Genomic DNA, 21,007 nt, shown 5'->3' on the forward strand with positions numbered 1-21,007 from the left:
TCACAACCTCGCAGCCGTGCAGTTCCTTCTGTGGCGGAGCGCTCCACATCAGTGCGGATCGTCAGTGCGCGGTGACGCGCTCCACGTCGGCGAGGATGTGCTGAGCCTGCGTGACGGCCCGAACCATGTGCGCCGCCTCGATTGCGGCGTACCCGCCCACCATGTGGGTGACACGCCGAAGCCCCTGCTGCTGCAGGCCTGTGACGAGGCGGTGCGAGTCGGTGCCCTCGGCGGACACCAGGATCCATTCGACATCCAGGTCGACGGCGACGGCCAGGCGACCGGGATTCGAAGGGTCGAGCCTGTCAGCGACCAACTCCGCGGAGATCGCGAGGGCACCCGGCAAGGTGCCCTGAAAATCACGCTGAGCGTTGGTACGGACATCGATGACGACCGCACCGCGAGCAACAGCAGCAGCCAACTCGGTGGGATAGGTGCGCTCGACGGCCAGCGGCAGAAGCGCAACCGGAGCGGAGACAGATGCAGAGACAGACGAAACAAGCGCAGCACGCATGAAAGAACTCCCAGGAATGTGTTATCGGTCGGGGCGGACGTCAGCCTCGACAACACTCCTGGGCACACATGCGGCGGATCACGGAAGACATTCTTACACAGAATCACGCCGCGCGGAAGCCTCTACGGCTCCCCGCCGCGACGCACGTCGTTCCTGATTCCGCTCGTAGACCAGCCTCAACCCTTCGAGGGTCAGGTCCGGTTCGTGATGCTCGAGCAGGCGTGATTCCTCCATGATCAACGGCGCGCTGTCGCCGGTGGCTATCACGACGACGTCGTCACCGCTGAATCCAGGGACCTCCGCACATACACGGCCGACGAGCCCGTCGACCATGCCGGCGAAGCCGAAAACCGCTCCGGACTGCATGCATTCGACCGTGTTCTTGCCGAGCACCGCGCGCGGACGCACGAGTTCGACCATGCGCAACGCCGCCGATTGCGACGCCAACGCGTCCATCGAGATCTCCACGCCCGGAGCGATACATCCCCCGAGGAACTCACCCTTGGCGGACACCACATCGACACAGGTCGACGTACCGAAGTCCACGACGATGCAGGGGCCACCGTAGAAATGGTGAGCGGCAAGGCTGTTGACGATCCGGTCTGCTCCGACTTCCTTGGGATTGTCAACGAGCAGCGGAACACCTGTGCGCACACCGGGTTCCACCACCACGTGGGGTACCTGATCCCAGTACCGAGCGAGCATCACCCTCAGTTCTCGCAGCACCGACGGGACCGTCGACAGTGCAGCGACACCGGTGATCTGCTCGACGTGATCACCCAGCAATCCTCGGAACGCGAATGCGAGCTCGTCGGCGGTCATCCTCGAGTCGGTACGAATACGCCAATCCCGCAGCAGTTTTGCGTGCGAACCGCTGCCGGTGAACAGGCCCAGAACGATGTTGGAGTTCCGGACATCGACAGCCAGTAGCACCGTTACACCATCGATGCGTCGAGAGTCGACAGCATCCGCGGGGTGATCAGACCGGATCCTTCGGGTGCGTGCGCCGGGTCGCTGCCGAGTTCGACCTGACGGTTCTCCGCGTCGACGAACACGACGCGCGGCGCGTAATCCTTGCATTCCTGCTCGTTCATCACCCCGTAGGCAATGAGGATGACCAAGTCGCCGGGCTTCACGAGATGTGCTGCAGCGCCGTTGATCCCGATGACACCCGAGCCACGCTCGCCGGCGATGACATACGTCTCGAGACGATTGCCGTTGTCGATGTCGACGATGCACACCTGCTCACCTTCGAGCAGATCTGCCGCGTCCATCAGATCCTGGTCGACCGTCACCGAACCGACGTAATGCAGGTCGGCGTGCGTCACCGTTGCGCGGTGGATCTTCGACTTCATCATGGTGCGAAACATGTCGGTCCTCTGTTTCTTTCTTCTCGTCGTGAACTCGCGTCAGCGAGCAAGCAGGTCGTCTGCGACATCGGGGTCGACAGGACCGGTCGCCCGTTCCAGGAAGCCGGTTCCGACTGCGACACCGACATTGTCGATCAAACGGGTGGAGCCCAAGCGTGCGGCCACCAGCAACCGGCCGTCGCCGCGCTCCGGCGCTTCGCCGAGGTCGGCGCCGCGCAACTCCAAGTAGTCCACTTCGATCGCAGGTGCGGAGGCCAGCACATCGCGGGCTGCCGACAGGATCGCGTCGGCACCGCCGGCAGCAGCATGCGCGCCTGCAACGAGCGCCGCAGACAGGACGGTGGCGATCTCACGTTGCTCGGCGTCCAGGTAGCGGTTGCGCGACGACAACGCCAAACCGTCGGATTCACGGATGGTGGGCACACCGATGATCCGCACGTCGAAGTTCAGGTCGGTCGCCATCTGGCGGATCAGCGTGAGTTGCTGATAGTCCTTCTCACCGAAGAACGCACTGTTCGGTCCGACGATCTGCAGCAACTTGGCAACGACGGTGAGCATGCCCGCGAAATGCGTCGGACGGGATCCGCCTTCGAGTTCGGCGCCGAGCGGGCCCGGGTGGATCATGGTGCGAGGGCCGGCCGGGTACATCGCGGCGGCGGACGGGACGAACGCGAGTTCCACGCCGGCCTCGCGCAGTAGCTCGAGGTCCGCGTCGACAGTGCGTGGGTACGCGTCGAGGTCTTCGTTCGCACCGAACTGCAGTGGATTGACGAAGATCGACACCACCACGACCGCGCCGGTCAACTTCGCCTGCCGCACGAGTTCGAGGTGCCCGGTGTGGAGCGCACCCATCGTCGGAACCAGAGCGACAGTGCGACCGACACCGCGCAATGCCTTGCTGACCTTCGTCAAGGTAGCCGGGTCGTGGTGCACGGTCAGCTCACCGCGCACGTATCCGCGCTGTTCCGTTTCACTCACCGTGATCAGCCCCTTCGAGGATTTCCATGAGTTCCGGTTTCGAACCGGTACGCTGCGCCGATCGCAGCGACAGTGCGCGGTATCCGGCGGCGATCTTCGGATCGACCGCGTCCAGCACACGCAGGTGTGTGGCCACCGCATCGGCATCACCGCGCGCCACCGGACCGGTCAGGGCCGATGGGCCGCGCCGCAGCACGTTGTCGAGGGCTGCAGTGAGCAGCGGTGCGATGACGCGCTCGGCGACACCACCGGGATCGGCGTCGACGAGTTGCTGGCCGAGAAGTTCGTCTCCCTCGAGCGCGACCCGGAGGGCCTCGACAGCGTCGGATACGAGCGTGACCAGGTGGTTGCTGCCGTGGGCGAGCGCTGCGTGGTAAAGCGGGCGCATCGCCTCGGAGACCCGGACCGGTTCACCACCGATCTCGATGACGAGTGCCTGCGCGATCGCGTAACCGATCTCGTCGGCAGCGGTGATCCCGAAACACGTCGACGACAGGCGTGCGGTGTCCTCGTCGTGGCCGGTGAAAGTCATCGCAGGATGGATCGCGAGCGGAGTTGCGCCGACTGCGGTGAGCGGCGCGAGGATCTCGATGCCGTGGGCACCGGAAGTGTGCACGACCAACGTTCCGCGGCGCACGACTCCGGTGGCTGCGAGGCCCGCGACCAGGCCGGCGAGCTCCGAGTCGGGCACAGCGAGCAGGAGCAGGTCGCATCTGCCCGCGACCTCGTCGACGGGCAGGATCAGTGAATCCGGCAGACGCGTGTGGGCGCGATGTTTGGATGCTTCGGACACTGCCGAGCACGCGACGACCACGTGGCCGGCACATTCGAGCGCCGCCCCCAGTGCGGTTCCGACACGCCCCGCGGAGACGATGCCCACGGACAACCGGGCAGGTGCAGGCGCGTTTGTGATCCCGAAGGAAGTCACGGGAGTCCTCTCGTTCGTTCCAGTCCCGCGCAGCGGGTACCAGACGTTCTGCACGAGAATAGCGTGCGGCCTTTGTGACAGGCCATGGAGAAACGGCGTGATCTACACCTCACCGGCATGACCGGCGGGTTCCGGTCTCAGCGATCCGACGACAGATTCGCCAGGATGTCGGCGACGGAACGGCCCTGCGTATGGCTGCCGGACGCCTCCGCATCGAGGCGTCGACGGGCCCGTCGACCTGCGGGTACACCCGGAGTGCCCGACTTTCCGTCCGCTGTTTCGTCGGCATCGGGGTCGGGGTCCGTCTCCGCATCCGACTGTTCGGCACCGGCAGTCACGATTTCTGTTTCCGCAGTCAGCGGCTCGTCGCCGGGCGATGCGAACGCCGGGCCGGAGGGTCGTGGCGCGTTCACCCGAGGCGCACTGTCGAGTTCACGGGTGAAGGTGCCCTTCAGCGCGGGGGCGTCATCGGGGAGTTTCCCATCGAACAATGCTTCGAGGCTGTGGCGCAGCGCTGCAAGTTCGGCCCGCAGTGCGGTCATCTCGTCGGTGTCGATCCGGAGCTCGGATCGGACCTTCTCCTCGACTCCCAGCTCGTACTCGCGGCGCGCCGAGATCTCTCGGTCGAGCTGCAACTCGTACACGGTCTTGAGGTCTTCCGCCTTGGCCTTGTCGAGTGCCGATTCGCGGCGATATTTCGTCATCGCGATAGCTCCGACCACTGCGCACCACAGGGCGACGACCACGGCGATCCGGAGCATTTGGACACTGTCGCTGAACACGAGCAGCAACGAGGCGACCATCGCCAGCGCAAGCAGCCCGGCGACGATGACCGAGCCGGAACTGCGCCACGGCCGCCGATCCTTACTCTCCCGCCCCCGAAACACCATGGTTACCAGCGTACTGGCCAACGCCCCGCCTGGGCAGGCATCACCGCGACACGCGCGCTGTCAGGTCGCAGGCTCGGACGGTTCATCCGGATCCTCAGGAGTCCGGCAACAATGTTCGAGCCACAATGCGGCTGCGACGAGCACCACACCTGCGATCGCACCGACAACCACTCCAGAAATGTCCTCGGACGCTGCCTGCACCGTGCCCCGCTGCGGCAGCAGATACAGCAGAAAGCCCACCCACACCCCGGTACTCGCCGCACCGACGAGCGCAGACGCCTTCGCCAGCGCGACCGAGCGGGCTGCAGTGATCGGGTGCAGCTGGCGAGGTCCGTCGCCGAGCTGATGGCTGTTCACACGCGAGCGAATCATGAATGCGAGGACCACTTCGAGCGCAGCCACCGGATACAGCGAGGCGCCGGCATAGACGGGAATCGGCGGCAGCGAACCGTACATGGTGCGGATCAGCAGCCACGCTACGACCGCGGCGAGCATCGCAAGAGCGAGCAGGTCGCGGATCCGGGTCGCTTTCATCACGGGCGGCCGCCGGGGTCGGCTTCCGCGCCCGGCGCGTGATCGACGAGTGCGAGGTCGGTTCGGTGCACTCCGTCACGTTCGGCTTCACCGAGGTCCGCGAGCCAGTCCGAGATCGGTCGAGTGTGCCCGTTCGCCGTGAGACCCGCGTGCGGCTCGACGTCTATCCACGGCACCAGGACGAACGCACGCTCGTGTGCGCGCGGATGCGGCAGGAGCAGCTCCGGATCGTCGCTGCGCACCTCCCCCGCACTCGTCCGACAGACGACGACGTCGACATCGAGGCTGCGCGGCCCCCAATGCTGGACTCGCACGCGGGCGGCAGCAGCTTCGAGTTCACGGCCCAGCGTCAGCCAGTCGTACTCACCGAAGCGCTCGTCTTCGGCCACCACCACGGCGTTGAGGAAATCTTGTTGCTCGACACCACCCCACGGCGCCGTGGAATACACGCTCGACACAGCGCGCACGCGCGGACCGAGCGCGTCGACGACGGATTTCAGATGCGCGAGCCGGTCTCCGAGGTTGGAGCCGATCGACAGCACCGCACGACTCATCCGGCGCTCCGGGTCCGGTCCACCACCACCGCCACGTCGGCGAACGTCAGGGGAATCGGCGCGGACGGCTTGTGCACGGTCACCTCCACCCGCGAAACCCGGCCATCGGCCAGGACTCCGTCGGCGATCCGGCCGGCCACGGTTTCGATGAGGTCGTGCGTGGGACCGGCGACGATCGCGGCGGCCCGCTCGGCGAGCCCCCCGTAGTCGAGAGTGTCGACGAGATCGTCGCTGGCTCCGGCCGGCGCCAGATCTAGCCACGCGACGATGTCGATGAGGAAGTCCTGTCCGTCACGTTTCTCGTGGTCGAACACCCCGTGGTTGCCGCGGACCTTCAGGCCGCGCAGCTCGATGCGATCACCCATCGTGTCTACCTTCCGCACTGCCTCGTTGCCATGCCCGGACGACGGCGAGTGCATCGCGACTCGCCTGCACATCGTGTACTCGCACACCCCACGCACCGTGTGTCGCGGCGAGGGCCGAGACCACTGCGGTGGCGACTTCCCGTCCGTCCGGCGAGCGCACGGTTCCGTCGGGTGCGGCGAGCAGCGACCCCAGGAATCGTTTACGCGACGCACCGATCAGCACCGGGAATCCGAGTGCGGTGAGTTCGGACAACCGCTGCAGGAGTTCCCAGTTGTGATCGGGTTCCTTCACAAATCCCAGACCGGGGTCGAGGATGAGGTTCTCACGGGCGACGCCCGCCGCGAGGGCGGCATCGACCTGCGTGAGGAGTTCGTCGCGAACTTCGCGCACCACATCGTCGTAGTGGGTGCTCCCACCGGCGTGCACGAACTCGCCGGTGGGTCGCCAATGCATCAGGATCCACGGGAGCCGCGCCGACGCCACCACCGACGCCATGTTCGGATCCGCACGACCACCCGATACGTCGTTGATGATCGTCACCCCGGCCTCGATGGCAGCTTCAGCGACGGACGCGCGCATCGTGTCGACACTGGTGGCGATCCCTGCCGCGGTGAGCGCCCTGATGACCGGTGCGACCCGCGCAGCCTCGATCTCGGGATCGACCCGTGCCGCACCCGGACGAGTCGATTCGCCGCCGACGTCGACGATGTCGACTCCGAGTTCGCGAAGTTCGAGTCCGCGGGCGATCGCGGTGTCACGATCGAGGTAGCGCCCTCCGTCAGAGAAAGAGTCGCTGGTGACGTTCAGTACACCCATCACGATGGGCCACTGTGCGTCGCGCACGATGGGCCACTGAGTGTCCGAAGGGATGCTCACCGGCGCAGAATGAGATCCAGGGCTTCTGCGCGAGATGCCGAGCTCGTCTGGAACAACCCGCGCACCGCGGACGTCGTGGTGCTCGCGCCGGGCTTGCGAATACCGCGCATCGCCATGCACAAGTGTTCGGCCTCCACGACGACAATGGCTCCGCGCGGCTCGAGCTTGCGCACGAGCGCGTCCGCGATCTGGCTAGTCAGGCGTTCCTGCACCTGCGGCCGCTTCGCGTAGAGGTCGACGAGCCGTGCGAGCTTGGACAGCCCCGTCACGCGCCCGGTGGACCCGGGGATGTAACCGACGTGGGCGACACCGTGGAAGGAGACCAGGTGGTGCTCACACGTCGAGTACATCGGGATGTCGCGCACCAGGACGAGTTCCTGGTGCCCTTCGTCGAAGGTGGTGTTGAGCACCTCGTCGGGAACGGTGAACAGTCCGCTGAACACCTCGCGGTAGGCACGCGCGACACGCGCGGGGGTGTCGCGCAGCCCTTCACGCTCGGGGTCCTCGCCGACGGCGATGAGCAGTTCCCGTACGGCTGCCTCGGCCCGGGCCTGATCGAAGGGTCGACCCGACGACAGGCTCAACGACTCAGTGCCGTCATGGCTGTCCGAGGCAGAACTCGCCTCCGTATTGAGGTGATTCACCGACACCCGACGTCCTCCACTTTCTGATGTGTACTGGGAACTACGCTGCTACCGACGATCTCAGCGGTGGTTTGCCGGGCCGTCCCACGGTTGCGTGGGAGGAGGCTCAGGTGGTGTCCGACCATCGTCGTCACGCTGCGGGCCGGTATCACCACCTGCACCGTTGACGCCTTCTGCGTTGCCCTGCTGCGTCCAGTCGGGGTATCCCCGCTGATAGACGCCGCCGGCGTGGTCCTGCTGGTTCGGTTGGTCCTGCGGCTGGTTCGGCTGCTCCTGCGGGGGCCATCCGGGTGCCGACCAACCCGCGGGGGCGCCGTAATCGGGCCGGGTCGCGTGTCGCGGTCCGCCCGGATACTGGCCGGCGGCCGGCGGGAAGCCCGGCATCGGCTCCGACGCCGGTACCGGCTGCGGAGCCTGGTAGCCGTTGCCCGGACCGGACGGCTGTTGCTGCGGTGCCGCAACGGGAGGCTGCGGTGCCGGACCGGGGGGCTGCGGAGCCTGACCCGCAGGCGGCTGCCCGAACATCTGCTGTGTCGGAGCCGGACCGGCGAGGTGCGGCGCCTGACCTGCGGGCTGCTGCTGGTACGGCTGCTGTTGCTGCGGTGGGAATTGCTGTTGCTGCGGCTGATCCTGCTGCGCAGGCTTGGTCAGCGACGGCGGTTCCGGCGGCCACGGTTCGCCGCGTTCCTTGGCGAGTTCACCGGGGGTCTTGATCGGCGGCTTGTCCGACGGGACACGATCACCGAAATCGTTGAACGCCGTGATCCGGGGACGTTTCTCCACCGAAGCCAGGATCCGCTCGAGGTCCTTGCGGGTGAGCGTCTCGTGCTCGAGCAGTTCACCTGCAATCAGGTCGAGCGCGTCGCGATACTGGTTGAGAATCGACCAGGCTTCCGTGTGCGCTGCCTCGATCAGGTTGCGCACCTCCTCGTCGATCTCCCGCGCGACCTCGTGCGAGTAGTCCGACTGCACACCCATGGACCGTCCCAGGAACGGATCTCCCTGCTCCTGGCCGTAACGAACCGCGCCCAGCTTCGCGCTCATGCCGTATTCGGTGACCATGGCACGCGCGATCTTGGTCGCCTGATCGATATCGGACGACGCACCGGTCGTGGGCTCGCGGAACACCAGTTCTTCGGCGGCGCGGCCACCCATCGCCATGACGAGACGCGCGATCATCTCGGAGCGGGTCATCAGGCCCTTGTCGTCCTCGGGCACCGTCATAGCGTGTCCGCCGGTTCGGCCACGCGCGAGGATCGTGACCTTGTAGACGGGTTCGATGTCGGGCATCGCCCAAGCAGCAAGGGTGTGACCACCCTCGTGGTATGCGGTGATCTTCTTCTCGTGCTCGCTGATGATCCGGCTCTTGCGACGCGGGCCACCGATCACGCGGTCCACGGATTCTTCGAGGATCGCCTCGGTGATGACGGTGCCGTTCTCACGGGCGGTCAGCAATGCGGCCTCGTTGACGACGTTCGCGAGATCCGCACCGGACATACCGACGGTGCGCTTCGCCAGGCCTTCGAGGTCGGCGTGCTGATCGATCGGCTTGCCCTTGGAATGCACCTGGAGGATCGCGCGCCGCCCGGCGAGGTCGGGGTTGCTGACGGGGATCTGCCGGTCGAAGCGACCGGGGCGCAGCAGTGCGGGATCGAGGATATCGGGACGGTTGGTCGCCGCGATGAGGATGACGCTCTGGCGGTCTCCGAAGCCGTCCATCTCCACCAGCAGCTGATTGAGGGTCTGCTCACGCTCGTCGTGTCCGCCGCCGAGCCCGGCACCGCGCTGGCGGCCGACCGCGTCGATCTCGTCCACGAAGATGATGCACGGTGCATTCTGCTTGGCCTGCTCGAACAGGTCGCGCACGCGCGAGGCGCCCACACCGACGAACATTTCGACGAAGTCGGAACCGGAGATCGTGAAGAACGGCACGCCTGCCTCACCCGCGACAGCGCGCGCGAGGAGGGTCTTACCGGTGCCGGGCGGGCCGTACAGGAGCACGCCTCTGGGGATCTTCGCGCCCAACGCCTGATAACGGGCGGGGTTCTGCAGGAAGTCCTTGATCTCGTAGAGTTCCTCGACGGCTTCGTTCGCACCCGCTACGTCGGCGAAGGTCGTCTTGGGCATGTCCTTGGACAGCTGCTTGGCCTTCGACTTGCCGAAGCCCATCATGCCGCCACGGCCACCACCCTGCATCCTGCTCATCACGAAGATGAAGACGCCGAGAAGGATGATCATCGGCAACACGAACAGGAGAATCGACGTCAGCCAGCTCTCCTGGGAGACCTGCGTGTCGAACGATTCGGCATCCGACGCTGCGACCTTGTCGAAGACCTGCTCGGACGCCGAAGCCGGGTACTTGGCGAGGATCTCGGTCGAGCCCTCGGTCGAGTCGTTACCGCTGTCGAGCCACAACCGGACCTGCTGCTCGCGGTCGTCGATCTGCGCTTCCTTGACGTTGCCCGCGTCGAGCTGCGCAATCGCCACGGACGTATCGACCTTCGTGAAGCCGCGCGTGTCGTCGCCGAAGTAACTGAAGGCGTAGATGACCAACAGGATGCCGAGGACTATCCCCAGATTTCGAAACACTGTCTTGCGGTTCATACAGGTTCGGCCGGTTCGGCCGGTCCTTTCGATAGTGACGTCAGCAAAGTGGTCGTTGTGGCTCTTCCCATACCCGTGACCAATCGGGCACCGCAAGGTTACCGCGTGACGCTGCCATGACGCCCCTGCGTGGTCGGCCTGCTATGCCAACGCGCGAGATCATGCCGGGGTTCCCTCTCCGTCCGGCAATGCGTTGTGCCTTATCCGACGCAGCGGCATGTGGGAAAATCGAGCATGGCCACGCGGGATCCGGACCCGACCGTCGACCTCACCGTCACGGCACAGACACGCCCCGACATCCTGGACTCCGGCGACCCCATCACTCTCGACGACGTGGAAGCCGGGCAACGAATCGACGACTTCGACCTGCTCACTGCCCTGGGAACCGGCGCATTCGGCCGCGTGTTCCTCGCACGGCAGCAGTCGATGCAGCGTCTCGTTGCAGTGAAGGTCTCGCGGAACAGCGGAAACGAAGCACAGACGCTCGCTCAGCTCGACCACGACTACATCGTGCGGGTCTTCGACCAGCGAATCCTGCCCGACCACGGGCTGCGCCTCCTCTATATGCAGTACATGCCCGGCGGAACTCTGCTGCGCGTGCTGCACAAGGTGCGGGAGACACCGCCCGAACAACGGTCCGGCCGGCTGCTGCTCGACTCCGTCGACGAAGCTCTCCAGGAAAAGGGCGAGATCAGACCGTCCGAATCACCCGTTCGGGAACGTCTCGCGGGCCTGACGTGGCCCGAAACCGTGGCGTGGCTGGGACGGCGTCTCGCCGAGGCACTTCACTACGCCGAAAGCCGCGGCGTGCTCCACCGCGATATCAAACCGGCGAACGTATTGCTCACCGCCGAAGGCGTGCCCAAACTGGCCGATTTCAACATCAGCTTCGCCGAATCGGTGGACGACAGCTCACCTGTCGCCTATCTCGGCGGCTCGCTGGCATACATGTCCCCCGAACAACTCGAGGCCTGCCATCCCCATCTGTCGCGCAGTGCCGCCGACCTCGACACCCGCAGCGACATCTACGCGCTCGGTGTGATGCTGTGGGAGTTGATCACCGGAAGCAGACCCGGCGACGATCACGGCGCCCACGTCGCGGAGGCGCCCACAATGGACGCGCTCGACGTGATGCTGCGCAGCCGCCGTGCTCCTCCGGACGGCGACGCACTCGCCCAGTTGCCGAGCGACTGTCCGCAGACCCTGCGGCGTGTGCTCACGCGTTGTCTCGCACCCGAATCCACCGATCGGTGGGCATCCGGCGCCGAACTCGCGCAACAGTTCGACCTGTGTCTCGACTCGCGTGCCCGCGAACTCGTGGACCCACCGCCGGAGAGCTGGCGGGCGCGGCTGCGCAGGCCGGTCGTCCCATTGATGATCGCCGCAGTCGGCATTCCCAATGTGCTGGGTGCGCTCTACAACTTCCAGCACAATCGGAATCTGATCGTCGGACAGCTGTCGCCGGACGCCCAACTCCAGTTCCAGACCATCGCGCTGATCATCAACGCGACCGTGTTTCCCTTGGGCGCACTGGTGATCGTCTATCTCGCGCGGCGACTGATCACCGTGCCCCGCGGACTGCTCCGCGGACGGCAGTACGACGCCGACGAGCTCGCGCATGCCAGGCATGACGCACTGCTCATCGCCGATCGCATCACGGCGGTGGTGATGACGCTCTGGGTGCTGTCGGGAATCCTGTTCCCGGTTGTCATGGAGTCCGTGTCGGGGGCACTCGACAGCAGGGCGATCACCCATTTCGTCACGTCGATCGTCGTGTGCGGAACGATCGCCGTGGCGTACCCGTTCTTCTTCGTCTCGTTCTACATGGTGCGGTCGATCTACCCGGCGTTCCTGCCGCACGGAGCGACCGACACCACCGATGCCCGCGAACTCGAAGGCCTGCACCGCCGCAGCATTCGCTATCTCGCCGTCGCTGCGGCAGTGCCCCTCGTCGCAGTCGCGGGGTCGACATTTCTCACGGTCGACGAGATCGCCCAAGTTCAGCCCGCTGTGCGTGTGCTCTCGGTGGGCAGCATCGGCGCGTTCGTCTTCGTGTACTGGCTGTTCCGACTCATGGAGCAGGATCTGGAGGCCCTGCAGCGATCCGTCGCGGTCCGTCCGGACCGTCGGTTTCCGCCGCAGTAGTCATCCTCAGCGCTCGCTGCTGTACACCTTCGGATCCAGCGTCCCGATGTACGGCAGGTCGCGGTACCGCTCGTCGTAGTCCAGTCCGTAGCCGACGACGAACTCGTTGGGAATGTCGAAGCCGACGTCCGCGACCTCGATGTCGATCTTGATGGCATCGGGTTTGCGTAGCAGCGTGACGACCTCGAGCGAGGCGGGGTTGCGGGTCTTGAGGTTGCGGAGCAGCCACGACAGGGTCAGGCCCGAATCGATGATGTCCTCGACTATCAGCACGTGGCGGCCGGCGATGTCCTTGTCGAGGTCCTTCAGGATGCGCACCACACCGGAGGACGACGTCGACGAGCCGTACGAGCTGACGGCCATGAACTCCATCTGCGTCGGGATCGGCAACGCGCGAGCGAAATCGGTCATGAAGAAGATCGCGCCCTTGAGCACGCCGATGAGAAGCAGATCGCCTTCGGGAGCACCCGGCGGATACCGCTTGGCGACCGACTCTGCCAGTTCTGCGGTGCGCTTCCCGATCTCGTCCTGCGAGATCAGCACCGACGCAATATCGCCTTCGTACACCGGGCCCTACCTACCTTCCGTCAGTCGTCCGCGCACCGTTGCTGGTCGACGAACTCCACGCTCAGCCTGCCACGCCGTCGTGCCACCACCAACCTGGTCCCTCGTTCAGTGCCCCGGCCCACGGCCACCGGACCCTGCCCATGCCACTCCCCCACCAGGGCATCCACCGCACGCAGGGTCCGGTCGGGCGGTGACGAGGCTCCCATTCCGATCAACCACGCCCGCACCGCACGACGCCGAACCGCCGGTGGCGACGACGCGAGCGTCGCGGTATCGAGTTGCCGCCCTATGGACGAGGAGTCCGGCTCCCCGAGCGCGTCCGAGAGCACGCGCGCCGCGGCCGCGTCGAGCGCGTCGCCGTCCTCACGCAACTGCGCCGCAGTTCGCGCGAGTGCCGCGGCCACTCCGCCACCGAGAACGTCCTCGAGCAGCGGCAGGACCTCGCTCCGCAGCCGCACGCGAGTGAACCGCGGATCGGAGTTGTGCGGATCCTCGTACGGGCGGTAGCCGAGTTCCTTGCACGCCAGCCGGGTGGTGTCGCGGCGGATCCCCAGGAGGGGGCGGCCCCATGGGTCGTCGAACTGAGCCATGCCGCGGATCGACCGTAGACCCGAGCCGCGACCGAGGCCCAGCAGGACGGTCTCGGCCTGGTCGTCGAGAGTGTGGCCGAGCAGCACCGGATGGCCGCGCCGCGCGTCGTCGAGCGCCCGATAGCGCGCGTGACGAGCGGCGGCTTCGAGGCCGCCCGGGCCGGTCACGTCGACCGCCTGCACCCGCGCCGAAGCGCATCCGACCGACTCCGCGAACTCGACGGCCCGCGCGGCGACCACGTCGGAGCCGGTCTGCAGGCGATGGTCCACCACCACCGCATGCACGGCGTCGGCCTCCGCGACGGCGGCGGCAGTCAGGGCTGCCGAATCAGCACCACCGGAGAGCCCGACGACGACGGTGGTCGCGTCGTACTCGGCGAGCCATGCGCGCACTGCCCGGCGGATCTCGTGGATCGCGGGAGTCTCGGGAAGCAAGGGTGGCAATGCCGCGACCACGGTCAGCCCAGCACCCGCGCGATCCAGGCGTCGGGCTTGTCGATCTCGCCGAGCGTCGGCAGAGCGTCCGGCCCGGACCAGACCGCGTTGAACTGCGCCATCCCCACCTTCGCCACGACCGCGTCGACGAATTTCTTGCCGTGGACGTACTGCGCGATCTTCGCGTCCATCCCGAGAAGTATGCGGACTACGCGGTGGATCGGATTGCTGCTGCGCCGTCGGCGGCTGTCGAATGCGCGCCGGATGCGGACCACCGAGGGAACCACCGACGGCCCGACCGCATCCATGACGTGATCGGCGTGCCCCTCGAGAAGGGTGCCGAGCGCGAGCATGCGATCGAGACTTTCGCGTTGGGGTTCGGCCTGAAGCGCACGCATCAGGCCGAGCATGCCGCGCTGCGACATCGGTTTTCCCTCGGGTTCGCGCAGGTCTCGGACTGCCGAGACGAGGCGTCCGGCGATGTCACCGATCGGTTCGTCGACGGCGGCCGACAGTTGCCCGGCGGCGTCCCGCATGAGGTCGGCCATCCAGGGCGCCTCCGCGAACTGCACCCGATGCGTGACCTCGTGCAGACACACCCACAGTCGGAAGTCCGATGTGGGTACCTTCAACGAACGTTCGACGGCGACGACGTTCGGGGTGACCAGCAGCAGCGTGCGGGAGAACGGGTCGTACTGTCCGAGCACCGCCGAGGACAGGTAGGCGAGCATCGCACCGGCCTGCGCACCGGCAGGTTTCGCGGCCCACGAGCGGCTCTCTCCGGCCCCGACCAGTTCGGACATCGAGGCGGCCGCTGCATGTACCCACCCCGGACGATCGACGACGAGCGCCGGCAACGGCGCAGCACCGGCGTCGAGGCCGGTCAGATCCCGGACCGGGCCGTCTGCCCGGTCGGAGGCCGACGCCAGTTCGGCGGCCGCGGTGTCGTAGGTGTAGCGCGACATCGCCGGCGCCGGACGTGCCAGCCGCGCACCGACGCCCGCCGCGAACGACCAGTCGATCGCGTCGCCGAGTGCGCGGTCGGCGCCACTCATCGGCATCCGCATTCTCGAAGGACCGCGGCCACCGCATCGAGTGCGGGCCGGGCCTCCCCGGGGGAGCGATCGTTGGACAGCAGCGCAAACGAGAGCACGCGACCGTCGACGTCGACTACATATCCCGAAAGTCCGCTCACCAGATTCAGTGTGCCCGTCTTGGCGCGAACCCACCCGGCTCCGGCGCGATTCACCGCGCCGTAGCGATCCGCGAGGGTGCCGGTACCACCGGCGACAGGCAGGTAGTCGAGTATCGGGCGCAGTTCCTCACGGTCCGGTGCCGCTGCGGCCGCCATGATGGAGTCGAGCAGGCCGGCGGGGATCCGGTCGTCGACCGACAGGCCGCTGAGGTCTGCGAGCGTCACACCGGAGGTGTCGAAGCCTGCGCCCTGCAGCACGCGCAGGACGGCGCCGGTGGCGTCGGAGAAGGATGCCCCTGCCCCTGCGTCGATGGCGACCTCGCGGCCGATGGCCTCGGCGAGCACATTGTCGGAGTGACTCACCATCTGGCCGAGGCGGTCGCGCAGGGGTGCCGATTGCACCGAGGCCATGGGTGTGGCGCCCGGGGCCGCAGAACCGAGCGCGACGGACGCGGGATCGGCACCGAGCGCGACGGCCAGTGCCCGGCCCGCATCGAGCGCCGGTGTCGTGCTGCGCGGCGATTCGTCTTCGAGCGGGTCGGATCGCCCACCGTCGAGCATCACCGGTTCCATCGGAGTGACGAACCCGTCGGGGACATCTTCGGGGAACCACCCGGGTGCGAGGAGGTCCCCGCTGTACGCGCCGATGTCGACGAGCACGGTGTCGACGGCGGTGCCGGAACGTGAGATCTGGTCGGCGAGGTCGGCGATGCGCGGTGCTCCAGGATAGAAACCATCCTGACCGACGGGCTGGGCCGTCAGTGTCGGGTCTCCGCCGGCGACCAGCACGACCTCCCCGGGCCGAGAACCGGAGACCACCTTCGTCGTGACCCGATGGTCGCTCGGCAGTGCGATCAGGGCGGCCGCCGTCGTGAGCAGTTTCGTGGTGGACGCCGGTGTCATCGGGCGTTCGGGCTCGTGTGACCAGAGCACCGTGCCCGTCGCAGCGTCGGTGACCGAGCCGGTGAATGCACCGAGCCCGGGGTTCGTCACGGCGGGGCCGAGTGCAGTGGCGAGCCCGGTGGGAGTGGGAGCGGGAGCCGACTCGGTGATGGCCGCGACCTGCGGGGCAGCAATGACGGGAGCCGGGGCGGGAACCACGGCGGCCGATGCGGTGCTGCGCACGTCGTACACCGCGAAGGCGCCACCGACCACGAGCGCGAGGAACCCCACGATCCAGATGCCGAGCAGGATCCGAAAGCTCCGACGCTTGCGGGTCTCGAGTCCACCCTGTTTCTTGCTCCTACCTTGCCCCGCCAACACGCCTCCGCTGTGTCCAACACATTCGGCCCTACACACTCGCGCCCCTGGTGGTCGCGTGGTGGTCCGGTACCTGCACCTACAGCGTAGCGCCGGGACGGTTATCCTCACTTCGGACCATCGCCGCAGATACGGACGTCGTATCGACTGGCAAAACATCGACGAAGTGAGGCAAGGCGTGGAGTTCGAGGTCACCATCGAGATCCCCAAGGGGCAGCGCAACAAGTACGAGGTCGATCACGAGACCGGCCGCGTCAAGCTCGACCGCTACCTCTACACCTCCTTCGGGTACCCCGCCGACTACGGCTACATCGAGAACACTCTCGGTGAGGACGGCGATCCGCTCGACTGCCTGGTCCTGCTGCCCGAGTCCGTGTACCCCGGCGTGATCGTCGATGCACGCCCGGTCGGCATGTTCAAGATGGTCGACGAGGCCGGCGGCGACGACAAGGTCCTGGCCGTTCCTGCCGGCGATCCGCGGTGGGATCACATCCAGGACATCAGCGATGTGCCGCAGTTCGAACTCGACGCGATCAAGCACTTCTTCGTGCACTACAAGGACCTCGAGCCGGGCAAGCATGTCGAGGCTGCGGATTGGACCGGCCGGGCCGACGCCGAGGCCGAGGTCACCGCGTCGATCGCGCGTCTGAAGGACAACGGCGGACACTGAGTCCCCCGCATACGACGGATCTCCCGGCCGGTCATCGAACCGGCCGGGAGATCTTCGTCCGAGGCGAGGTTGCGCGTTGCTAGCGCCCCTTGAACACTGGTGTGCGCTTCTGCATCACGGCGGTGATCGCCTCGGTGAGATCTTCGGACGGCAGGAAGGCCGAGTTCCACGCGGCGACGTAGCGGAGGCTGTCGTCGACCTGCGCGGAGCGCGTGTGGTCGAGGACGTCCTTGATGCCGTGGACCACGAGGGGCGGGTTGGCTGCGATCTCGGCGGCGGTCGCGTGCGCTGCGGCGAGTGCAGATGCGGCATCGTCGAAGACGTCGCCCACGAGGCCGATCTTCTCGGCACGTGCGGCATCGATGTCCTTGCCGGTCAACGCCAGTTCACGCAGGTGACCGTCGCCGATGATCAGGGGAAGGCGAGCGAGGCTACCGACGTCAGCGACCATTCCGACCTTGACCTCACGGACGCTGAACTGGGCGTCGGTACTCGCATAGCGGATGTCGGCTGCCGAGATGAGGTCGACGCCGCCGCCGATACACCAGCCCGAGATCGCGGCGACCACAGGCTTGCGGCAGTCGGCGACCGCCGTGATGGCCGCCTGCATGCGCTTGACCATCGCGTGGAAGTCGGTGCGGGGCTTCGCCTGTGCCTTGTCGGCCAGCACCGACCCCAGATCGCCGGCCATGGCCGGGAGGTCGAGGCCGTACGAGAAATGCTTGCCGGCTCCGGTGAGGACGACGGCGCGCACCTCGGGATCGGCGTCGAGTTGCGCGAAGATCTGCGGCAGTTCCGACCAGAAGTCCGGTCCCATCGCGTTGCCTTTGCCCGGGCCGATGAGCGTGACCTGGGCTACGTGCTCGGTGCGCTCGACGGTGAACGCCTTCCAGCTGGATGAATCAGTCATTACTCGAGAGTAATATCTGAGAGCGCAAACCGCACCGAGCTTCCGATCACGTCGATACTTGTGGATCCGGTCCCTGCGTTCCCGTCACAGCAGTCACCGGTTTTCATAGGGTGGCATCATGCCCAGGCCACTGCACCCGAATGCCGCTCGAGTCGCCGACACGCTCATCGCCCGGGGACATCACGGCCTGATCACCACGCAGTCGACTCCCGTGCGCACCGCCGAACAGGCGGCAGCGGCCGTGCGGGTCGACATCGGCGCCATCGTCGAGTCTCTCGTATTCCTTCTCGACGACGAGCCGGTCCTGATTCTGGTCTCGGGCGCCCATCGGGTATCCCTCGAACTCACCGGCAGCCGGTTGGGTGGCATCCTCTCCCCCGCGCCCGACGACTTGGCCGAGGAGGTCACCGGGCAACAACTCGGCGGCGTGGCTCCGCTCGGACACCCCACCAACCTGCCGACCTACGTCGACAGTGCGCTGGCGGGGTACCCCGAACTGTGGGCGTCGGGCGGGAGCCAGGACACCCTCTTCCGCACATCGTTCACCGAACTCCTGCGGGTGACCGCGGGGGTCGACGTCGTGGTCGACTGATACCGATTCCCGGCAGGTCAGGATGCGAGGGCAACGCCTCGGCCGATGCCGGCCTCGATGCCTCGACCTTCGGCGAACCTGCGGCCGATCTCCACCGACGACGGTGAAATCTCGATCAGGCCTCGGGACCGCAGCCACGGCAGGGCTCCGTCGACGATGTTGTCGACCGTGGCGCCGCCGGCCACCGGGATCAACGTGACACCGTCGGCGACCTTCACTGCATGAATGTCGGCGATCAGACCACCCAGTCCGCTCGGTGTGCCGACATAGGAGAGGCCGGCCGCTCCCCCACCGTCCCTGCGCCACGCGTCCTGTGCGCGGCGACGAGCCACACGCACTTCGACGTCGACGATCACTTCGAGGTCGACCAGCACGGTGAGAGTGTCGGGATCGCGCACTTCCGCGACGGCATCGGCTCGTACCCGATCGCGGATCTTGCGCGCTTCCCGCAGATCGACTGCGCGTACCCGCACGACGGTAGGCGGAGCGGCACTGAGGTCGAGCGACCCTCCGCCGTCACGATCGACGGTGAGATCGGCCCAGACGTCAGGGCCGGATCCCTCCACGAACTCGACCGCGACACGCAGGGATCTGCCCGAAGGAAAGTTGCTGTAGGACATGAGAATTCCTCTCGATATGCCTGATAAGGCATCGAAAAATGGGAGCGGGAACCTCGTCAGTCCGAACAGATACAGGAGGCCGTGCGGCACAGATCGACGTGGCGACGGCACCACTGCACCGCTGCCTCTGTCGAACTCCACACTGCCATGCCGGAAATCCTACTGATCCTGTGGGGAATTGTCGATCGCGAGCGCGATCATCAGACGCATTCCGCCGCACCGTCGCCCGACGGCGTGAGACCGGGCCGGGTCTCCGGCGACGGGCCCCACGCTCCATCGGCCTTGGAATAGGACCACGACGACCCATCCGCAACCAGCTGCCGAAGGGCCGCAAGCAGACGATCGACGTCCGCAGAGGAACTTCCCAGGCCCAGGGATGCGCGCACCGCACCGCCGGGAAGGCCGACTCGGGCGAGCAACGGGTGGGCGCAGAAGCGGCCGTCGCGAACCCCGATGCCGTGTTCGGCCGAAAGGTACGCAGCGATCTCACCGGGCTCGAAGCCGTCGATGCCGAAGGTGACGATACCGACGCAGTCCGCCGAATCATCCCACAGGCGAAGAATTTCCACGCCATGGATGTCACGCAGGCCGTCGACGAGTTGCGCGCACAACAGTTCCTCGTGACGTGCCGCGGCCTCGGCGTCGTGCGACGCGAGGGTGTCGCACGCGGCAGCGATCGCCGCGACCCCCAGCACGTTCGGGGACCCGGCCTCGTGACGGGCAGGGGCGCACGCCCACTCGGTGTGATCGAGGGAGACCTCACGCACCGCACCACCACCGGCAAGATACGGCTCCGCCTCATCGAGCCAGTCACGACGCCCGACGAGCACACCGGCACCGAACGGCGCGTACAACTTGTGGCCCGAGAACGCGAGATAGTCGACACCGAGCTCCGCGAGATCGACGCGGCGATGCGGGACCAGCTGGGCACCGTCGACGAAGATCCGCGCACCGCACGCGTGGGCGAGGTCGGCGAGTTCGGCGATCGGCAGAACCTCGCCGGTGACATTGGAGGCTCCGGTCACGGCGAGCAGTGCCGCCGGTGCACGTTCGAGCTCGACGGCGATCCGCCACACGGTCTCCGAAACCGAGTCGGCAGCTTCGACCACACGAGTGTTCTTCCACGGCAACAGGTTCGCGTGATGCTCGATGTCGAGGACCACGACATCACCGGGGACCGCACCGGCGAGCAGATTGATCGAATCCGTGGTGTTCCGGGTGAAGACCACGACCTGATCCTCATCGGCACCGACGAACCGGGAGACCGACTCGCGAGAGTCCTCGTAGCTCGTGGTGCTGATACGCGATGCATAGCCCGCGCCGCGATGCACGCTGGCGTAGAACGGCAACAGTTCGGAAATCCGGTCCGTCACACTCGCCAGAGCCGGTGCGCTGGCCGCATAATCGAAGTTCGCGTAGGAGCAGGTGCCGCCCTGTACGAGAGGAACCTGCACGTCACAGCCCGACACGCGAGCAAAGGGAGCGATACAGGTGGCGGTGGCAACAGTCATGACGAATTTCCCTCGTATATCAGGGACCCGTCGGTGATCGCCACAACTGAGGCGAATCGTTCGCCGGCGGAGTCCGCGCTTGCTGCGCCCAGGTTCGGAACGTCAGCCAGGTCGTCACCCGGAGCACCCCACCGCGGTGGAGGGTTGCCGACCAGCGAGCCGGGGCTTGACGCTGGTACTCATGACCTGTCGAAGACAATGACACCGGGCACACTTCGTGTCAAGTCGATGCCCCGATCGAGGCCGGAGCACCG

At 66.6% G+C, this 21,007-nt stretch carries 23 protein-coding genes and 1 riboswitch; of the genes, 3 read left to right on the forward strand and 20 right to left on the reverse strand.

Annotated features, from left to right (window positions below; genetic code table 11):
- Nucleotides 1-61 precede the first annotated feature (61 nt).
- The 12 genes from ACZ46K_RS30230 to ftsH all read right to left on the reverse strand — a co-directional run bounded on the left by ACZ46K_RS30230 (nucleotide 62) and on the right by ftsH (nucleotide 10,258).
- Nucleotides 62-514, reverse strand: a complete 453-nt coding sequence (locus tag ACZ46K_RS30230) for a rhodanese-like domain-containing protein (protein ID WP_054806726.1) — start codon at nucleotides 512-514, stop codon at nucleotides 62-64.
- A gap of 93 nt (nucleotides 515-607) precedes the next feature.
- Nucleotides 608-1,447 carry a type III pantothenate kinase gene (locus ACZ46K_RS30235; RefSeq protein ID WP_054810399.1) on the reverse strand — a complete coding sequence of 280 codons (840 nt, stop codon included), beginning with the start codon at nucleotides 1,445-1,447 and terminating at the stop codon, nucleotides 608-610.
- A 2-nt stretch (nucleotides 1,448-1,449) separates the two neighbouring features.
- Nucleotides 1,450-1,884 (reverse strand): aspartate 1-decarboxylase, encoded by a 435-nt coding sequence (gene panD, locus ACZ46K_RS30240; RefSeq protein ID WP_054806725.1) that lies wholly within the window; start codon nucleotides 1,882-1,884, stop codon nucleotides 1,450-1,452.
- A gap of 39 nt (nucleotides 1,885-1,923) precedes the next feature.
- On the reverse strand, nucleotides 1,924-2,862 hold the full coding sequence (panC, locus tag ACZ46K_RS30245) for a pantoate--beta-alanine ligase (protein ID WP_054806729.1): 939 nt from the start codon (nucleotides 2,860-2,862) through the stop codon (nucleotides 1,924-1,926).
- Complete coding sequence (locus ACZ46K_RS30250; RefSeq protein ID WP_464746363.1) at nucleotides 2,855-3,790, reverse strand: Rossmann-like and DUF2520 domain-containing protein; 936 nt, start codon at nucleotides 3,788-3,790, stop codon at nucleotides 2,855-2,857. The genes panC and ACZ46K_RS30250 overlap by 8 nt, the downstream gene beginning before the upstream one ends.
- 137 nt (nucleotides 3,791-3,927) lie before the next feature.
- A complete protein-coding gene (locus ACZ46K_RS30255) occupies nucleotides 3,928-4,680 on the reverse strand; it encodes a DUF6779 domain-containing protein (RefSeq protein WP_464746365.1) in 753 nt (250 codons plus the stop codon).
- A gap of 60 nt (nucleotides 4,681-4,740) precedes the next feature.
- Nucleotides 4,741-5,214 (reverse strand): DUF3180 family protein, encoded by a 474-nt coding sequence (locus tag ACZ46K_RS30260; protein ID WP_054806723.1) that lies wholly within the window; start codon nucleotides 5,212-5,214, stop codon nucleotides 4,741-4,743.
- A complete protein-coding gene (gene folK, locus ACZ46K_RS30265) occupies nucleotides 5,214-5,768 on the reverse strand; it encodes a 2-amino-4-hydroxy-6-hydroxymethyldihydropteridine diphosphokinase (RefSeq protein WP_054810398.1) in 555 nt (184 codons plus the stop codon). The genes ACZ46K_RS30260 and folK overlap by 1 nt, the downstream gene beginning before the upstream one ends.
- On the reverse strand, nucleotides 5,765-6,133 hold the full coding sequence (gene folB / locus ACZ46K_RS30270) for a dihydroneopterin aldolase (protein WP_464746367.1): 369 nt from the start codon (nucleotides 6,131-6,133) through the stop codon (nucleotides 5,765-5,767). Before folB ends, folK begins: the two co-directional genes overlap by 4 nt.
- Nucleotides 6,126-6,950: a dihydropteroate synthase gene (gene folP / locus ACZ46K_RS30275; protein ID WP_054810985.1), complete on the reverse strand. Its 825-nt coding sequence runs from the start codon at nucleotides 6,948-6,950 to the stop codon at nucleotides 6,126-6,128. The genes folB and folP overlap by 8 nt, the downstream gene beginning before the upstream one ends.
- A 56-nt stretch (nucleotides 6,951-7,006) precedes the next feature.
- On the reverse strand, nucleotides 7,007-7,660 hold the full coding sequence (gene folE / locus ACZ46K_RS30280) for a GTP cyclohydrolase I FolE (protein ID WP_054806722.1): 654 nt from the start codon (nucleotides 7,658-7,660) through the stop codon (nucleotides 7,007-7,009).
- Nucleotides 7,661-7,714: 54 nt separating this feature from the next.
- Entirely contained in the window at nucleotides 7,715-10,258 is a 2,544-nt protein-coding gene (gene ftsH, locus ACZ46K_RS30285; RefSeq protein WP_464746369.1) for an ATP-dependent zinc metalloprotease FtsH, read from the reverse strand.
- Between the two features lie 234 nt (nucleotides 10,259-10,492).
- Here ftsH and ACZ46K_RS30290 point away from each other — a divergent pair, with 234 nt between their 5' ends.
- Nucleotides 10,493-12,403, forward strand: a complete 1,911-nt coding sequence (locus tag ACZ46K_RS30290; RefSeq protein ID WP_464746371.1) for a serine/threonine-protein kinase — start codon at nucleotides 10,493-10,495, stop codon at nucleotides 12,401-12,403.
- Nucleotides 12,404-12,409: 6 nt separating this feature from the next.
- Here ACZ46K_RS30290 and hpt read toward each other — a convergent pair whose 3' ends face one another.
- The 4 genes from hpt to dacB are packed head-to-tail and all read right to left on the reverse strand — an operon-like array spanning nucleotide 12,410 to nucleotide 16,453.
- Nucleotides 12,410-12,970, reverse strand: a complete 561-nt coding sequence (hpt, locus tag ACZ46K_RS30295; protein ID WP_054807448.1) for a hypoxanthine phosphoribosyltransferase — start codon at nucleotides 12,968-12,970, stop codon at nucleotides 12,410-12,412.
- A 20-nt stretch (nucleotides 12,971-12,990) separates the two neighbouring features.
- Complete coding sequence (gene tilS, locus ACZ46K_RS30300) at nucleotides 12,991-14,043, reverse strand: tRNA lysidine(34) synthetase TilS (protein ID WP_464749511.1); 1,053 nt, start codon at nucleotides 14,041-14,043, stop codon at nucleotides 12,991-12,993.
- On the reverse strand, nucleotides 14,019-15,050 hold the full coding sequence (locus ACZ46K_RS30305; RefSeq protein WP_464746373.1) for a zinc-dependent metalloprotease: 1,032 nt from the start codon (nucleotides 15,048-15,050) through the stop codon (nucleotides 14,019-14,021). The genes tilS and ACZ46K_RS30305 overlap by 25 nt, the downstream gene beginning before the upstream one ends.
- Nucleotides 15,047-16,453, reverse strand: a complete 1,407-nt coding sequence (gene dacB / locus ACZ46K_RS30310) for a D-alanyl-D-alanine carboxypeptidase/D-alanyl-D-alanine endopeptidase (protein WP_464746375.1) — start codon at nucleotides 16,451-16,453, stop codon at nucleotides 15,047-15,049. Before dacB ends, ACZ46K_RS30305 begins: the two co-directional genes overlap by 4 nt.
- 175 nt (nucleotides 16,454-16,628) lie before the next feature.
- Here dacB and ACZ46K_RS30315 point away from each other — a divergent pair, with 175 nt between their 5' ends.
- Nucleotides 16,629-17,120 carry an inorganic diphosphatase gene (locus tag ACZ46K_RS30315; protein WP_054805650.1) on the forward strand — a complete coding sequence of 164 codons (492 nt, stop codon included), beginning with the start codon at nucleotides 16,629-16,631 and terminating at the stop codon, nucleotides 17,118-17,120.
- Nucleotides 17,121-17,199: 79 nt separating this feature from the next.
- On the opposite strand, the gene ACZ46K_RS30320 is transcribed toward ACZ46K_RS30315, so the two are convergent.
- Entirely contained in the window at nucleotides 17,200-18,030 is an 831-nt protein-coding gene (locus ACZ46K_RS30320; protein WP_464746377.1) for a crotonase/enoyl-CoA hydratase family protein, read from the reverse strand.
- A 118-nt stretch (nucleotides 18,031-18,148) separates the two neighbouring features.
- Here ACZ46K_RS30320 and ACZ46K_RS30325 point away from each other — a divergent pair, with 118 nt between their 5' ends.
- Nucleotides 18,149-18,622 (forward strand): YbaK/EbsC family protein, encoded by a 474-nt coding sequence (locus tag ACZ46K_RS30325; protein ID WP_054805649.1) that lies wholly within the window; start codon nucleotides 18,149-18,151, stop codon nucleotides 18,620-18,622.
- A 17-nt stretch (nucleotides 18,623-18,639) separates the two neighbouring features.
- On the opposite strand, the gene ACZ46K_RS30330 is transcribed toward ACZ46K_RS30325, so the two are convergent.
- The 3 genes from ACZ46K_RS30330 to ACZ46K_RS30340 are packed head-to-tail and all read right to left on the reverse strand — an operon-like array spanning nucleotide 18,640 to nucleotide 20,753.
- A complete protein-coding gene (locus tag ACZ46K_RS30330) occupies nucleotides 18,640-19,242 on the reverse strand; it encodes a hypothetical protein (RefSeq protein ID WP_464746379.1) in 603 nt (200 codons plus the stop codon).
- A gap of 56 nt (nucleotides 19,243-19,298) precedes the next feature.
- A complete protein-coding gene (locus tag ACZ46K_RS30335) occupies nucleotides 19,299-19,391 on the reverse strand; it encodes a putative leader peptide (protein ID WP_464746380.1) in 93 nt (30 codons plus the stop codon).
- A gap of 51 nt (nucleotides 19,392-19,442) precedes the next feature.
- Nucleotides 19,443-20,753, reverse strand: coding sequence for an aminotransferase class V-fold PLP-dependent enzyme (locus ACZ46K_RS30340; RefSeq protein WP_464746382.1), 1,311 nt, complete (start codon nucleotides 20,751-20,753; stop codon nucleotides 19,443-19,445).
- Nucleotides 20,754-20,823: 70 nt separating this feature from the next.
- A riboswitch (SAM riboswitch) is annotated at nucleotides 20,824-20,940 on the reverse strand.
- Between the last annotated feature and the right edge of the window lie 67 nt (nucleotides 20,941-21,007).

The sequence above is a fragment of the Rhodococcus sp. JCM 9793 genome (genome assembly GCF_055380405.1).